The sequence below is a fragment of the Kribbella solani genome, assembly GCF_014205295.1.
In the GTDB taxonomy this organism is placed as follows: Bacteria; Actinomycetota; Actinomycetes; order Propionibacteriales; family Kribbellaceae; genus Kribbella; species Kribbella solani.
In genome coordinates this window covers 2,911,339-2,925,748 of the sequence record NZ_JACHNF010000001.1, presented here as the reverse complement: position 1 = coordinate 2,925,748, position 14,410 = coordinate 2,911,339, and the positions used below count along the sequence as shown (strand labels likewise).

The following is a 14,410-nucleotide window of genomic DNA, read 5'->3' as shown; positions in this document are numbered from 1 at the left end:
AGGCCCGAATGATCAGCTACACCATCCCCGGCATGCACGTCCGTGAGCACACCGCGGAGGTGCCGCTGGACTGGGCGAATCCGGCCGAGACGATCACGGTGTTCGCGCGGGAGCTCGTTGATCCGGCCCGCAAGGACGAGGATCTGCCGTGCTTGCTGTTCCTGCAGGGCGGTCCGGGTGGAAAAGGCCCGCGGCCGCTCGGGCCGGTCGGCTGGGTCGGCCATGCGCTCAAGACACATCGCGTCGTGCTGATGGATCAGCGCGGCACCGGTCGCAGTACGCCGGTCAGCGCGCGCCGGATGGCATCGATGCCGGCGGCGGACGGCGCGGCGTACCTGGCGTGCTTCCGGGCCGATTCGATCGTCGCGGACGCCGAGTACCTGCGTACGCGGGTCTTCGGCGGGCGTCGTTGGTCGACCCTCGGCCAGAGCTACGGCGGGTTCCTCACCATGACGTACCTGTCGAAAGCGCCCGAGGGCCTGAGCGCGTGCTACGTGACCGGCGGCCTGCCGTCGATCGAGCCGTCGGCCGCCGAGGTGTACCGGCGGACGTACCCGCGGGTCGCGGCGAAGAACCGGGAGTACTTCCGCCGCTACCCGCACGACATCGGTCAGGTCGGACGGATCGCCGACCGGCTGGCCGAGTCCGACGTACGCCTCCCCGACGGCGACCGGTTGACGGTACGCAGATTGCAGACAATCGGACTCGATTTCGGCATGAAGCCCGGGTACGAGCGAGTGCACTGGCTGATCGACGAGGCCTTCGACGGGGACGAGCTGTCAGACACGTTCCTCAGCCAGCTGCTGACCGGGACGTCCTTCCTCGCGAACCCGCTGTTCGCCGCGCTGCAGGAGAGTGCCTACGGCTCCGGCGACGGCGCGACCGGGTGGGCCGCGCAGGCGGAGCGGTCGCGGCACCCGGAGTTCGCCGAGGAAGCGCGGCCGCTGCTGTTCACCGGCGAGATGATGTACCCCTGGATGTTCGAGGAGATCCGCGGACTCCGGCCCTTCCAGGGTGCGGTCGAGCTGATGGCGCAACGGCAGAGCTGGCCGGAGCTGTACGACCTGGAGCGCCTCGCGGCCAACGACGTACCGGTCGCCGCGGCGGTCTACTTCGACGACATGTACGTCGACTCAGGCCTGCAACTCGACACCGCGAGCCGGGTCGGCAACGTACAGGCCTGGGTGACGAACGAGTACGAGCACGACGGCCTCGGCACGGACCGCGTGTTCGAACGCCTGACCGAGCTCGTCGCCGCCATCGGAGGTGGCATCCAGGACCGGTGATGCCTACCGCTCAGGACAGCTGAGCGGCCACCACCGGCTGAGCGCCCATTGCCTGCTTGGCCGTCGCGGCCGCGTCGGCGCCGTACGCGCTGGTGAGCCGAGCAACGAACGCCGGGTGATCGAGGGTGTACTCCTGGGTGCCGACCGTCTCCAGTACGGTGGTCGCCAGCGTGCAGCCGAGGTGCGCCGACGACTCGTGGTCGAGCCCGGCCGCGCGCCCGGTCAGGTACCCGGCACGGAACGCGTCGCCGCCACCGGTCGGGTCAACCAGGTTCGGGACGGGCACCGCCGGCACCTTCGCGAGAATCCCGCTGGCGTCCTCGATCACCACACCGTCGCCGCCGTGCGTGGTGATGCGTACGCCGACCCGCTCCAGGATCTCCTGATGGCTCCATCCCGTCTTCTGGGACATCAGCCCGGCCTCGTACTCGTTGCTGAACAGGTACGCCGCGCCGTCGATCAGGTGCCGGATGTCCGTACCCTCCATCCGCGCCATCTGCTGCGACGGGTCGGCCGCGATCGCGATCCCGTGCTGCTTGGCCAGATCGGTGTGCTTGATCATCGCGTCCGGGTCGTCGGCGCCGATGAGTACCAGGTCGATGCCGCCCGCGGCCTGGTGGATCGCGCCGAGATCGAGCTCCCGCGCCTCGGCCATCGCGCCGGTGTAGAACGACGCGATCTGGTTCGCGTCCAGGTCGGTCGTGCAGGTGAACCGGGCCGTGTGTACGCCGTCACAGACGCGGACGTGCGAGATGTCGACGCCGGCCTCGGTCAGCGCCGCGCCGTACTCGGCGAAGTCCGCGCCGACCGACCCGACCAGCACCGACGGGAACCCGAGCTGCGCCATCCCGTAACAGATGTTCGCGCCGACACCACCCCGGTGCACCACCAGCTCGTCGACCAGGAACGACAACGACACCTTGTGAATTTGTTCTTCGAGGAACTGGTCCTTGAACCGGCCCGGGAACGTCATCAGGATGTCGGTCGCGATCGATCCGGCCACGGCGATACGCATGCTGGGTGCTCCCTTGGTTCGGCCACGGTGTGGGGCGGTGTAGGTCCGGTTGGGCAACCCATAGAGACTACAGGCGACCGATCTAATACACGGAGGCGGGAAATCATGGGCCATCAGGTACCTGTGACCGAGGAACTGCACGACTACATGGTCGCGCACGGCATGCCGCTGGACCCGATCGCGACCGAGCTGGTGGCCGAGACCCAGACGCTCGGCTCCGCCGCCGTGATGCTGACCACCGCCGACCAGGCGGCGCTGCTGACCACGCTGACCCGGCTGATCTCCGCCCGCCGGGCCGTCGAGATCGGTACCTTCACCGGCTTCTCCGCGCTGGCGATCTCCCGCGGCCTCCCGGACGACGGGCAGCTGATCTGCCTGGACGCGAGCGCGGAGTGGACCGCGGTCGGCCGCAAGTACTGGGAGCGGGCGGGGGTCGCGGGCAAGATCGAGCTCCGGATCGGTGACGGTCACGAGCTCGCGGCCGCGCTGGACGGGACCTTCGACCTGGCCTTCGTGGACGCCGACAAGCCCGGGTACATCGACTACTTCGAGCGACTCGTCCAGCTGGTCCGGCCGAACGGGCTGATGCTGTTCGACAACACGCTGGCCGGCGGCCGGGTGGTGGACGCGGACGGTCCGCTCGACCGCAAGGAGTTCAACGCGCACGTCGCCGCCGATGACCGGGTCGACGTCGTGATGCTCGGCATCGGCGACGGCCTCACGCTCGTACGCAAGAAGTGACACCCGGACCGCCACCACTCACCAACCACGGCCCGCCGCGCTAGAGCACGCTCAGCCGGGCGGTGGTGCCGCCGGGGAGGCAACGTTGGTGAGTTGGGCACGTCCGCAGATCGAAAGGTTCGCAGTGAGCAAGAAGGTGGCGCCGCGGCTGGCGGTGCAGGAGTTGCAGCACAAGTACGGCGACCGGCCGGTGATCGAGGGGCTGACCTTCGATCTGGCCGCCGGCCAGGCGATCGCGCTGGTCGGGCCGAACGGCGCCGGCAAGACGACGGTGCTGAAGTGCATCGTCGGCGCCGCCGCACCGGCCGCCGGCAAGATCCTGCTCGACGGCGCGCCGATCGACGAGCGCGCCGAGGCGGTCCGGCGGGACGTCGCGACCCTGCTCGACGACCTGGACTTCTTCCCGGACCTGACCGCCGCCGAGCACCTCGACCTGCTCGCTCGCGCCCACGGCAATTCGTCGCCGGAGGACCTGGTCGACACCATCCTCCACGACATCGGCCTGCTCCCGGCCGCCGACCAGCTGCCCGGTTCGCTCTCCTCCGGCCAGCGCCGCCGCCTCGCGCTGGCGACCGCCCTCGTCCGCCCGCGCAAGCTGATGGTCCTGGACGAACCTGAGGCCCGGCTCGACACCGGCGGCGTGCAGTGGCTGTCGGACAAGCTGGTCGAGGAGAAGAAGTCCGGTACGTCGATCCTGTTCGCGAGCCACGACCCGGCCTTGGTCGAAACGGTCGCCGACTCCGTCGTCACCCTCACCCCGCTGCCATGAGTTCGGCGGACGGGCCGGTGCAGTTCGACCCGGCGGATTTCGGGGCGATCCCGTCGTCACGGGCGTTGCGGCAATGGATGCGTACGACCCGGCGACGGCACGCGGATCGGTCCTTCTGGCAGATCTTCGAGGACGTGTACCTGGTCCTGTTCACGCTGGCGATGGCCGGTGCGACCGGTGGCAACGTCGTCCACCACCTGAACAACAACGCGGCCAGCTGTACGTCCTGGAGCTGCGGCGAGCTGATCCAGTGGATGCCGTGGATCATCATTCCGTTGCTGCTGGCAACCACATTGCGGATGCTGCTCGCGGTCGGCCCGGTCTCGGCGACGCGGGCGACCGGGTTCTGGTTGCTCGCGACACCGGTCAGCCGGTCCGCGTTGCTGCGGCCCGCGTACCGGTTGGTGATCGCCACGGTCAGCGTGGTCGGGTTCGTGGTCGCGGCGGTCATCTGGGCGTTGCTCGGCGCGCCGCTGCTGGAGGTATTCGGGGCCGCGGTGCTGATCAGCGCGCTGCTGGTGTGTACCGCGATCGTGACGGTGTGGGCGCAGCAGACCCCGCACCGCTCCCGCTGGACCCTTCGGGTCGCCGACCTGCTGCTGATCGCCGCGGTGATTCCGGCGGTGGTGCTGGCGCTCCACAAGCGTCCGTCGACCACCGGTGGCGCCTGGTTCGGCGCGGTGCCGACCTACCAAACGGAGCTCGTCGACGCCTACGGCTACGGCGGAACGACGCTCGGCCTCAGTGCCATCACGGACGCAAGTAACACCGGCTCAGGTCAGCCGCACCTTCTGCTGCTGGGCGTTGCCGCAGTCATCGTTGCCGTCGTGCTGACGTTCATCGCCGCGCGATCACTCGCGAACCTCAGCCGTACCAGCGTCATCGCCGGCGGTGAGCTGCTCGCCGGGCTCGCGGGCGCCGCCAGCAGCCTCGACATCAGCATGCTCGGTGACGTGATCTCCGGCCGGCACTGGCGGTTGAAGGGCCGGGTCCGGTCCCGTCGCGGCCGGGGCGCGCGCGGCGCCGCGATCGTGCAGCGCGAGTTCCTCCGCATTCTTCGCTGGCCGCGCCGGCTGGTGATCGGCGCCGCGCTGCTCGTTGTCCCGTACGCGGTGGCGGGCGCGGGCTTTCACGTACTGGTACCGATCGCTGCTGGTTTTGCCGGGTTCGTTGCCGTCCGCCCCTTGCTCGACGGGCTGCGTACGGCGTGCCGCTCGATGGGACTCGTCCGTGCGCTCGGGATGGATCTGCGGGAGCTGCGCGTGGTGATGGCGGTCGTGCCCGGGCTGATCGCGATCATCTGGTCGGTGCTCGCGGCGCCCGCGATCGGCGACGGGGCGGCGACGTTCGCGGTGGCGGCCGGCATCATCGCGGGCTCCGTACGCCAAGCTTCTGGCCGCCCGCCGTCGTACGGGGGACCGCTGGTCACCTCGCCGATGGGCGCGATCCCGCCCGGGCTGTTCTCGCAGCCGGCCCGCGGGTTCGACCTGTTGCTTTTGTGTCTGGCTCCGGTGCTGTTCAACCTCAGCGCGACCTGGGTGCTGGCCATCCCGGCGTTCGTCCTGACCATCATGTTCGCGGTCCGTCCGAAGACGGATTGACGCCGACTGACTGACCGGCTGACTGACGCGGCATTCTCATTTGCAGGATGCTGGCACGGACAGGTACCTTGTATCGCATGGTAGCGGAGAAAGTGTTCACCCAACTACGGCGCGGCACGCTCGAGTACTGCGTACTGGCGTTGTTACAGGGGGAGCCCCGTTACGGTTTCGAATTGGTCAAGGCGCTGGGCGATGTCGACGGACTGGTGACGACCGAAGGCACCATCTACCCACTGCTGGCCCGGCTGCGACGGGAAGGGCTGGTGGAGACGAGCTGGAGAGAGTCCGAGTCCGGCCCGCCGCGGCGGTATTACACATCGACGGCAGACGGCAGTCAGGCACTGGCCGAGTTCACGGCGGACTGGCAACGGTTCTGCGCGTCGGTCGACAAGATCTTGCAGAGTGGGAGACAGGGATGAACGTGGAGCAGGACAACGACCGGCTGGTCGACGCCTACCTGAAGGAGCTGGCGAAGGCGGCCGAGCCGTTGCCGCAGGCCCGGCGGACCGAGCTGATCGAGGACATGAAGGCGCACATCGCCGAGGAGCGCGCGGCCGGCGCCAGCTCGGAAAGCGAGATCCGGCAGATCCTGCAGCGCCTCGGCGACCCGCGGGACATCGTCGCCGCGGCCACTGAGGGCCTGGTGCTGGTGGAGACCGAGCCGAAGCTGCGCCCGGTCGACATGGTCACCCTCGCGGTGCTGGTCCTGGGGCCGTACCTGCCCGGCATCATGTTGCCGGCGATCGCCTACATGATCGGCATCGGGATGCTGTGGTCGATTTCCAACCGCTGGACAGTCCCGTGGAAGATCCTCGGCACGCTGATCTGGCCGATCACCTACGCCATCGCCATCGGCGTCGACGTGCTCCTGCAGGCGCCGATCCAGGTCACCCTCGCGGTCGACGCCGTGGTCACTGTCGCCATTCTCGTCGCCATGATCGTGGCAGCGAAGGCGCCCGCGACCACCCGCCCGGTCCGTTAGGCCTCGTAACAGAGCCACTTCCGGTCGACCTCCGCCGGGAGGTCGACCTGATGCCGGCGAGCGAAGAGCAGCAGCTGACACAGCACATCGGCGAACTCCTGATGGAACGTGTCGCGGATCTGCTCTTCGCTCAGTCCTTTGGTCCGGGCGCGGCCGGTGTGCTGCAGGTACGCCTGGGTCAGCTCACCGACCTCCTCCTGCAGTTTCAGCAGGAACCAGTCCGGATCGCGCTCGAAGCCGAGCCGCTCCCCGTACCCGATCGAGATCTTCTCCAGCCGCTCCGTCAAGCTCACCAAGTCCACGCGGGTACTCAATCAGCACGCACCGACAATCCGGCACGGCGGCCGGCATCCCCGTCTGCCAACCACCCCAGCTGCCGGCCGCGTCCGTCCGCCGCCGGGCGCCCGGCGGCGGACGGTACATCACGGGAACTCTTTGCGGGGTTGACGTCTGAGGTTGCCCGTCAGCCCCTCGGATGCGGCTGGTGAACGCGCAACGTCAGGGGTTCACCCCTGAAACGGCCCCGCCCGGGGCGGCTGCATCTGGCGTCGCCGCAGCTGTGGCGGTGCCGTCCGGGGCAGCGCTGGCCGGGGCGGTGTCGTCTGCGGCGGTGCTGGCTGGGGTGGTGCTGGCTGGGGTGGTGCTGGCTGGGGCGGTGTCGTCTGGGGTTGTGTCGACCGGTGGGAACGGGTCCAGGTCGGCGGCGGGGAGTGGGGGGTCGGTGTTCGGGTCGGGTGCGGGAGTGGGCTCCGGGGTGGCCGGCGTGCCGTCGGTCTGGAGGCTCTTCGGGGCGGTGGCCCAGACCGCGGCGGCGGCCCGCGCGGCGTCCGCGGCGTCGGTCTGCCGCTCGTAGTTCTTGATGTCCAGCGTGTACGCCTTCGCGACCGCGGTCAGGTCGCGGCGCAGTTGCTTGTGCACCCAGAGCGCGTACGCCTGCGTACGGGCCTCGATGAAGTTCTTCAGCTCCTGCATCTGGGCGGGGGTCATGTCGTCCTCCGGGTGACCTGGGGTGTGGCCTGGGGTGAAGTCGCCGCGGGCGATCGCGGCGCGGGCGGGATCGCCGGGGCAGTCGGTGGGCTCCGGGCGAACCGCGGAGTGCGGCCGGATCGCCGTACCGCGGGGATAGATCTTGCGGAAGTCGGCGATCACCGCGCGGGTGGTCGCCTTCATAGCCGCGGTCGGCTGCTCGCCGGTGACCAGGACCAGCAGCACCGCGCCGTACCGTTCGTTCACGTCGTTGTCGCCGTTGGCGCCGGACTGGGTCCGCAGACCGCGCAACGTCCAGGCGCGCCCGGCTTGGTCGACCGCCACCTGGTAGGCGATGTCGGACCAGCCGCGGCTGTCCATGTGGTAGTCCTGCCAGCCACGCAACGCGGACGCGACCGCCGCCTTGGTATGGATGACTTTCGTCGACCCGGTGCCCGGCCAATGGATGACCGCGCCTTGGACCCGGGACACGGTCAGGTTCCCCGGCCCGCCGTTCGGTGGTCGCGCGTTCCACGCCGACCGGGGCAGATATTCGACCATCGCTGCTCCTCACATGCCTCACCACGCCACATACCCATTGCTGGCGCAGGGTAATCAACCGATCACACTCGGCATGCAATCGTCAAGCGGCCGTCGCATCCTTTCAGGCCAGGGGTGCGTCGGCCGTGGACCTGGTCCGCACGCCGTCCGCCGCGCCACCCGCACGCCGTCCGATGCGCCGCTCGCACGCCGTCCGATGCGCCGTCCGCCGCGCCACCCGCACGCCGTCCGATGCGCCGCTCGCACGCCGTCCGATGCGCCGTCCGCCGCGCCACCCGCACGCCGCTCGCGCGGCGCGAGTGCGCCGCCCGCATCCCACCCGCGTGCGGCGCGGTGCGCTGCGGCTACTCGGTCGCGGCGAGTTCGCGGCAGATGTACGCGAGTTCGAGCGCCGATCGCAGGTCCGGCAACCGCAGCGCGGCCGACACCTTGTCCCCACTCGCCCGGAACAACGTCGCCACCCGCGTCGGTGCCGCGCTCTCCGGCCAGCTCGCGTCCTGCTCGACCACCATCAGCCGCGCGCTGATCGGATGCCACGATCGCGGTACGAGCCGGATGCCCGACCGCTCCACCCACTCCGCGAAACCGGCCGGCGTGATCGGCCCGGCCCCCTTCGGCCCGAGCACCACCACCGGGTCACTCACTACCTCTTGAACCGCCTGCAGATCACCTTCGTTGACCCGCTCGTGCCACCGATTGATTGCTCCTTCGAGATCCATGCCCGCAAGTCTATGCGATGCGCATGCATATTAGTTGAGCAAGGGGAGAAGCTGATCGCCGATCCGGACGGTCTCCTCGCGGTACGGAGTATCAGAGAGGATGAAGTGCGTGACCCCGAGCTCGCGGTACTTACGCAAAGACTTGGCGACCTCGTCGGGGGAGCCGACCAGCCAGGTCGTGCCGGCGCCACCGCCGCCGTACTTGCCGGGCGCCGTGTAGAGATTGTCGTCGAGCACCTCGCCGCGTTCGGCCAGCGCGAGCAGGCGTTGCTGGCCCTCGGCGCGGAACCAGAGGCCGTCGCGTTTGCCTTGCGCCTCGGCCATCCTCGCGACCTTCGCCTCGGCGTCGGCCCAGGCCTGTTCGCCGGTGTCGCGAACCAGTGTGGTGATCCGCAGGCCGAACTCGAGCGGCGGATGTTCGCGGCCGAGTTCGTTCTCCAGTTCGCGGAGCCGCGCGATCCGGGCGGCGATTCCGTCCAGCGGTTCGCCCCAGAAGAGTTGCACGTCGGCATCCGTGGCGGCGACCCGTTGCGCCGCGTCGGATGCGCCGCCGAAGTACAGCTTGGGATGCGGGCGTCCCGGCCGTACGACCGGACGTGTCGCGACGGTCGATCCGGTCACCGCGAAGTACTCCCCGGCGTACGTGACGTCCTCTTCGGTCCACAGTCGCCGTACCAGTTGGAGAAACTCCTTCGTCCGGGCGTACCGCTGCGGCTGATCGCCTTCGCTGTCGCCGTACGCGGCCAGATTGTCCTGCCCGGACACGATGTTGATCAGCAGGCGGCCGCCGGTGAGCTGGTCGAGCGTACTCGCGGCGGATGCGAAATGAGCCGGATGCCAGTAGCCGGGGCGGATCGCGGTGAGCGGCTGGAAGGTGGTGGTACGCGCGGCGAGCGCGGTCGCGACGGTGAACGTGTCCGGCCGGCCCCACCCGGTGCCGATCAGCGCACCCTCCCACCCATGATCCTCGGCAAGCCGCGCCAGCTCGGTCAGCCGGTCGATCCCGTTGTGCCCCTGGACGGTGTCATCGCCACGATGCCCAGGCTCAACCTGGTTCGGAAGGTACCAGAGAAAGCTCATACAAAGCAGCTTAAGTTAACCCAATTAGTCAACATTCCAAGTCTCGCCAACTGGTCACCTCGCCGCAACAGGTTGCATCACCGGCCGTTTGGCGGGCGTTTCGCGAGCGGGCGGTGCTACTTCCCGGCTGGGGTTCTCCACTGGCGTGGTGGGTTCTCTACTGGTGTGCGGGTAGAGAACCCACAAGACGGGTGGATATCCGGCTCTTCTGCCGTATACGGATAGCACCCCGCAGTCGCGCGCCGGCAACCCATTCGATCTCCCGCAGTGGGCATCTACGTACTGTCCCCCGCCGATATCCATGACGGCCAGCTGCTACTCACCCCCCCCCGGCTGCCCCGCCGGTACCCGCTTCCGTCGGCTCCGTCCCGTGTACCCGCCGTCCGGCGCGCTTTGGGAAGCCACCGCGTACCCATCGGCCGCGGCAATGCACGGTGGGTTCTCAAAGCCGCGGGGTGGACAGGAGCACCATCACCCCGGACAGTGGCCGTCGTTTCGGGGAGCGCCCGCTGGGTGTACTTCGTGGGGCCGACGTGGGGCCAGTGTGTGGGCCCGGTGTGGTGAGCGGGGCGAACCCTCCATCTGACGGGGTATCGCCTGAAGTGCAGGGTTGGCCCCTCGAATCTTCAGGAGGCAACCCTGCATCCGAGCAGGCAAGACAGCGGCCGGCGGCTCCGCATCAGGCCACCGCTCACGGAACTTTCCGGCACCGTGCACAAAACTTCTTGCCGTATGGTATGTCGCGGTGGTGCTGGTAAAAGGTTGGTGGGTGGGTGACGCTGGCTGTATGGCAGACGAGCGGGGGGTCGGGTCCGGGGGTTCGGTGCCGGACGAGCTGAGCGCGAAGGAGCGGGCGGCGCGTGGCAAGGCCGTTCGGAAGCAGGTTCCGCTCGAGTCGCACGCCGAAGTGCGACTGAGCTCCGATCGTGATCCGGTCGGGCTGCTGATCAGTCAGGATGCCGATCGGGTACCTGACCTGGTGCCGATCCGGTACGGACGGATGCTTGTCTCACCGTTCACCTTCTACCGTGGCGCTGCCCTGGTGATGGCAGCCGACCTCGCGCAAAGCGCGCCGACCGGCCTCACGGTGCAAGTCTGTGGCGACGCGCACCTGTCGAACTTCGGCGCGTACGCGTCTCCCGAGCGCCGTCTGGTTTTCGACATCAACGACTTCGACGAGACCTTTCTGGGCCCGTTCGAATGGGATGTCAAACGGCTGGCGGCGAGTTTCGTCGTGGCCGGGCGGGACAACGGATTCACGGTGAAGCAGTGCCGGGAAGTGACGGCGACGGTCGTACGCCACTATCGCGAAGCATTGCGTGAATTCGCCCGGCAGCCGATTCTCGCGGTGTGGTACGCGCGAATGGACATGGAGGATCTTGCCGCGCGGTACAAGGCGACCCTTTCGTCGGGGCAGCGGAAACGCAAAGAAGTGAAGGTGGCCGAGGGAAAGCTCGCCAAGGCGTACACGCGCAACAGCATGCAGGCGATCGGGAAACTCACCACGATGGTCGACGGGCACCGCCGGATCGTGTCGCAGCCGCCGCTGGTCGTACCGATCGACGAGCTGACCGATGTCGATTCCGATCAGCTGCTTGCGCAATTGCGGCGGCTGATCGCCGAGTACCGCGGGACGTTGCAGGAGGACCGGCGGCGGCTGCTCGACAACTTCCGCCTGGCCGACGTCGGCCACAAGGTCGTCGGCGTCGGCAGCGTCGGGACGCGCGCATGGATCATGTTGCTGGAGTCAACCGTCGCGGACGAGGCACTCCTGCTACAGGCGAAGCAGGCGGGTCAGTCCGCGTTGTCCGCGTACGTTCCGGCTGTCCCGAACCACGCGAGACACGCGAACCAGGGGGAGCGGGTGGTGGTCGGGCAACGAATGATGCAGGCCGCAAGTGACATTTTCCTCGGCTGGTTGCGCGCTGATACCACCGACGGCGAGCAGGACTATTACGTACGCCAATTGCGCGACTGGAAAATGTCCGCCGACATCGACGCGCTCAACCCCGCGGCGATGACGTTGTACGCACAACTCTGCGGCTGGACCTTGGCCCGAGCCCACGCCCGCTCCGGCGACCGCTTCGCCCTCGCCGGATACCTGGGCAAATCCACCCGCTTCGACCAGGCAATCACCGATTTCTCCGAAAAATACGCGGACCAGACCATCCAGGACCACAAGGCCCTGATCGCAGCCGTCGGCGCCGGCCGAATCCAGGCACGATCCGGCATCTGACAACCGCCCCGGGTATCGGGGATGCTGTGGACGTGGAGTACGTGTCCAGAGTGCCGCGGCCGCCGCTGGACGGGCTGATCGACGACCTCTATTACCTGGAGGGCACGCCGCCGTACGCCCGGCTGATGCTGCCGCCGATGCCGGGGGCGTTGCTGATAGTCATCCTCGGGGACCCGTTTCGCATCCGCGGTGGCGCTGACCTTTCGTCAGCCGAGTACGCCGATGGTTGCGTGATCACCACACCCAGCCGCGCGCTGGAGTTCGGCTATCCGCTCCAGACCCGGTCGGTCGGTGTGCACGTCAAGGCGTGGGGCCTGGCGCCGTTCCTGCCGATGCCGGCGGCCGAGCTGTGCGACCGGCCGGTGACCATCGAGCAGGTTTGGGGCCGCGCTGCTGTCGCTGAGCTGCAAGACCGATTGGCCGCGGCGGGTGGTCCGGACGAGATGCTGACCGTGCTCGAGGACGAGTTGATGCGGCGGCTGACCGAGACCGCCGGCCTGGCTCTCGTACGCCACACGAGCAGCGTCATCGCGGCGACGGTGCTCTCGATCGATCCCGCCGAACCGATCGACTGGGGCGACGTCGCCGGAGGCGCCGGCTACTTCGACCAAGCACACTTCAGCCACGAGTTCCGGGCGTTCACCGGGCTGACGCCGACCCAGTACGTCGAGGTCCGGCGGCGGTTTCTGCGGGAGCATCCCGGGCACGTGCTGGACAACTGGCCGGTGCCGATTGATTTCTTACAAGAAGGACAGCTCGCGAGACGCCAATTTGAGGCCACCCCAACGTGGAGGAGGGCCCTGTGGGCAAGGTGATCATGTACAGCTCGGTGTCGGTGGACGGCTTCGTCGCGGACGAGAACGATCAGCCCGGACCGCTGTTCGACTGGCTGACCAGCGGTGACGTCGCGTTGGACGAGAGCGGTGTACTGAAGGTGTCGCGGGCGTCGTACGACTACATCCGGCCGTACTGGGATCAGATCGGGGTGACGGTCGTCGGGCGTCACGTCTTCGACCTGACCGACGGCTGGGACGGGAAGCCGCCGGGCGGGATGGATCACCTGGTCGTCGTGACCCACCGCCCGGCGCCCGACGGCTGGGACCCCGACGCACCGTTTCACTTCGTCGACGGGATCGAGGCAGCCGTAGCCAAGGCGCAGGAGCTCGCCGGCGACCGTCTGGTCGAGGTCGCGGCCGGCGACGTCGGCGGCCAGGTACTCGCGGCCGGACTGGTCGACGAGGTCCGCATGGACGTTGTCCCCGTCATCTTCGGCGCCGGCAAACGCTACTTCGGCTCAGTCCACGCACAACATCTCTTGGAGGACCCCGACGTCGTACTCCAGTCCGATCGGGTCCTCCACCTCCGCTACCAGGTACGCCACTAACCCACCACCTCACCCTGGGGGTTTAGGCGGCTGAGCGGTTGTCGAGGGGGCGGCGGCGGAGGGTGGGGGTGAGGATGGGTGGGGTGTTGTAGTCCATGTCCAGGCGGCCGAAGTCGGTGCCTGGTGGGACGAGTTTGTCGATCGTGTCGAGGAGGTCGTCGTCGAGGACGACATCCAGGCCGGCCAGGGCGTCGTCCAGGTGTTCCATGGTGCGTGGTCCGATGATCGCCGACGTGACTGCCGGATGCGCGATCGCGAACGCCAGCGCCAGGTGCGTCAGCTTGATCCCGGCTGCTTCGGCGATTGGGATCAACTGCTCGACCACCTCGAGCCGTCGCTCGTCCCTCATGAACCCGAACATCTCCGCCCGCCGCAAATCCGACTGGGTTTGCCGTGGGTCCGATGACTGGGGTTGGCGGATTCGGCCGGTGAGTTGGCCGCCGGCGAGGGGGCTCCAGACGAGGGCGCCCATTCCGTACTTCTGGACCATCGGCAGCACCTCGCGTTCGATGCCACGGTTCAGGATCGAGTACGGCGGCTGCTCGGTGCGGAAGCGTTCGAAGCCGCGCCGATCGGCGACCCACTGCGCCTCGACGATCTCGCTCGCCGGCATTGTCGACGATCCTATTGTTCGCACTTTTCCGCTCCGGATCAGATCGGTCAGTGCCGACAAGGTTTCGTCGATGTCCGTGTCCGGGTCCGGGCGATGCATCTGGAACAGGTCGATGTAGTCGGTCCCCAGCCGGCGCAGCGAGTTCTCGACCGCGGTGATGATCCAGCGCCGGGAGTTGCCGCGCTGGTTCGGGTCGTCGCCCATCGGCAGGTGCGACTTGGTGGCGAGTACGACCCGGTCGCGGCGACCAGCGAGTGCTTTGCCGACAATCTCCTCGGACTCACCGGCCGAGTACATGTCAGCGGTGTCGACGAAGTTGATCCCGGCATCGAGTGCCTTGTGGATGATCCGGATCGAGTCGCCGTGATCACTGTTGCCGACGGCACCGAACATCATCGCGCCGAGGGCGTACGGGCTGACCTTGATACCGGTCCGTCCGAGCGTGCGGTACTGCATG

General features: G+C 68.2%; 15 protein-coding genes. 9 read left to right on the top strand and 6 right to left on the bottom strand.

Annotated features, from left to right (window positions below):
• The first annotated feature begins 8 nt into the window (after positions 1-8).
• Positions 9-1,286, top strand: coding sequence for an alpha/beta fold hydrolase (locus HDA44_RS13090; protein ID WP_184834192.1), 1,278 nt, complete (start codon positions 9-11; stop codon positions 1,284-1,286).
• 10 nt (positions 1,287-1,296) lie between these two features.
• Here the strand turns inward: HDA44_RS13090 and HDA44_RS13085 are convergent, their stop codons facing one another.
• Positions 1,297-2,301, bottom strand: a complete 1,005-nt coding sequence (locus HDA44_RS13085; RefSeq protein WP_184834190.1) for a carbohydrate kinase family protein — start codon at positions 2,299-2,301, stop codon at positions 1,297-1,299.
• Positions 2,302-2,424: 123 nt separating this feature from the next.
• On the opposite strand from HDA44_RS13085, the gene HDA44_RS13080 reads away from it, so the two are divergent.
• From HDA44_RS13080 to HDA44_RS13060, 5 genes are all read left to right on the top strand, one after another.
• Positions 2,425-3,042: an O-methyltransferase gene (locus tag HDA44_RS13080; protein WP_319038245.1), complete on the top strand. Its 618-nt coding sequence runs from the start codon at positions 2,425-2,427 to the stop codon at positions 3,040-3,042.
• A 124-nt stretch (positions 3,043-3,166) separates the two neighbouring features.
• Complete coding sequence (locus HDA44_RS13075) at positions 3,167-3,811, top strand: ABC transporter ATP-binding protein (RefSeq protein ID WP_337905929.1); 645 nt, start codon at positions 3,167-3,169, stop codon at positions 3,809-3,811.
• Positions 3,808-5,412 (top strand): DUF6297 family protein, encoded by a 1,605-nt coding sequence (locus HDA44_RS13070; protein WP_184834186.1) that lies wholly within the window; start codon positions 3,808-3,810, stop codon positions 5,410-5,412. Before HDA44_RS13075 ends, HDA44_RS13070 begins: the two co-directional genes overlap by 4 nt.
• Before the next feature lie 77 nt (positions 5,413-5,489).
• Positions 5,490-5,831 carry a PadR family transcriptional regulator gene (locus tag HDA44_RS13065; protein ID WP_184834184.1) on the top strand — a complete coding sequence of 114 codons (342 nt, stop codon included), beginning with the start codon at positions 5,490-5,492 and terminating at the stop codon, positions 5,829-5,831.
• Complete coding sequence (locus HDA44_RS13060) at positions 5,828-6,394, top strand: HAAS signaling domain-containing protein (RefSeq protein WP_184834182.1); 567 nt, start codon at positions 5,828-5,830, stop codon at positions 6,392-6,394. Before HDA44_RS13065 ends, HDA44_RS13060 begins: the two co-directional genes overlap by 4 nt.
• On the opposite strand, the gene HDA44_RS13055 is transcribed toward HDA44_RS13060, so the two are convergent.
• The 4 genes from HDA44_RS13055 to HDA44_RS13040 form a co-directional block, all read right to left on the bottom strand.
• Positions 6,391-6,696: a nucleoside triphosphate pyrophosphohydrolase family protein gene (locus HDA44_RS13055; protein WP_184834180.1), complete on the bottom strand. Its 306-nt coding sequence runs from the start codon at positions 6,694-6,696 to the stop codon at positions 6,391-6,393. The two genes, HDA44_RS13060 and HDA44_RS13055, sit on opposite strands and share 4 nt — an antisense overlap.
• A gap of 196 nt (positions 6,697-6,892) precedes the next feature.
• Positions 6,893-7,921 (bottom strand): peptidoglycan recognition protein family protein, encoded by a 1,029-nt coding sequence (locus HDA44_RS13050; RefSeq protein ID WP_184834178.1) that lies wholly within the window; start codon positions 7,919-7,921, stop codon positions 6,893-6,895.
• Positions 7,922-8,265: 344 nt separating this feature from the next.
• On the bottom strand, positions 8,266-8,640 hold the full coding sequence (locus HDA44_RS13045; protein ID WP_184834176.1) for a hypothetical protein: 375 nt from the start codon (positions 8,638-8,640) through the stop codon (positions 8,266-8,268).
• Positions 8,641-8,670: 30 nt separating this feature from the next.
• Entirely contained in the window at positions 8,671-9,720 is a 1,050-nt protein-coding gene (locus tag HDA44_RS13040) for an LLM class flavin-dependent oxidoreductase (protein ID WP_184834174.1), read from the bottom strand.
• Positions 9,721-10,507: 787 nt separating this feature from the next.
• On the opposite strand from HDA44_RS13040, the gene HDA44_RS13035 reads away from it, so the two are divergent.
• From HDA44_RS13035 to HDA44_RS13025, 3 genes are read left to right on the top strand one after another with little or no spacing between them, the layout of a single operon-like run.
• On the top strand, positions 10,508-11,956 hold the full coding sequence (locus HDA44_RS13035) for a DUF2252 domain-containing protein (RefSeq protein WP_184834172.1): 1,449 nt from the start codon (positions 10,508-10,510) through the stop codon (positions 11,954-11,956).
• A gap of 32 nt (positions 11,957-11,988) precedes the next feature.
• Positions 11,989-12,771 (top strand): helix-turn-helix domain-containing protein, encoded by a 783-nt coding sequence (locus HDA44_RS13030; protein ID WP_337905926.1) that lies wholly within the window; start codon positions 11,989-11,991, stop codon positions 12,769-12,771.
• Positions 12,759-13,340: a dihydrofolate reductase family protein gene (locus HDA44_RS13025; RefSeq protein WP_184834170.1), complete on the top strand. Its 582-nt coding sequence runs from the start codon at positions 12,759-12,761 to the stop codon at positions 13,338-13,340. The genes HDA44_RS13030 and HDA44_RS13025 overlap by 13 nt, the downstream gene beginning before the upstream one ends.
• A gap of 22 nt (positions 13,341-13,362) precedes the next feature.
• Here HDA44_RS13025 and HDA44_RS13020 read toward each other — a convergent pair whose 3' ends face one another.
• A complete protein-coding gene (locus HDA44_RS13020; protein WP_184834168.1) occupies positions 13,363-14,409 on the bottom strand; it encodes an aldo/keto reductase in 1,047 nt (348 codons plus the stop codon).
• Between the last annotated feature and the right edge of the window lies 1 nt (position 14,410).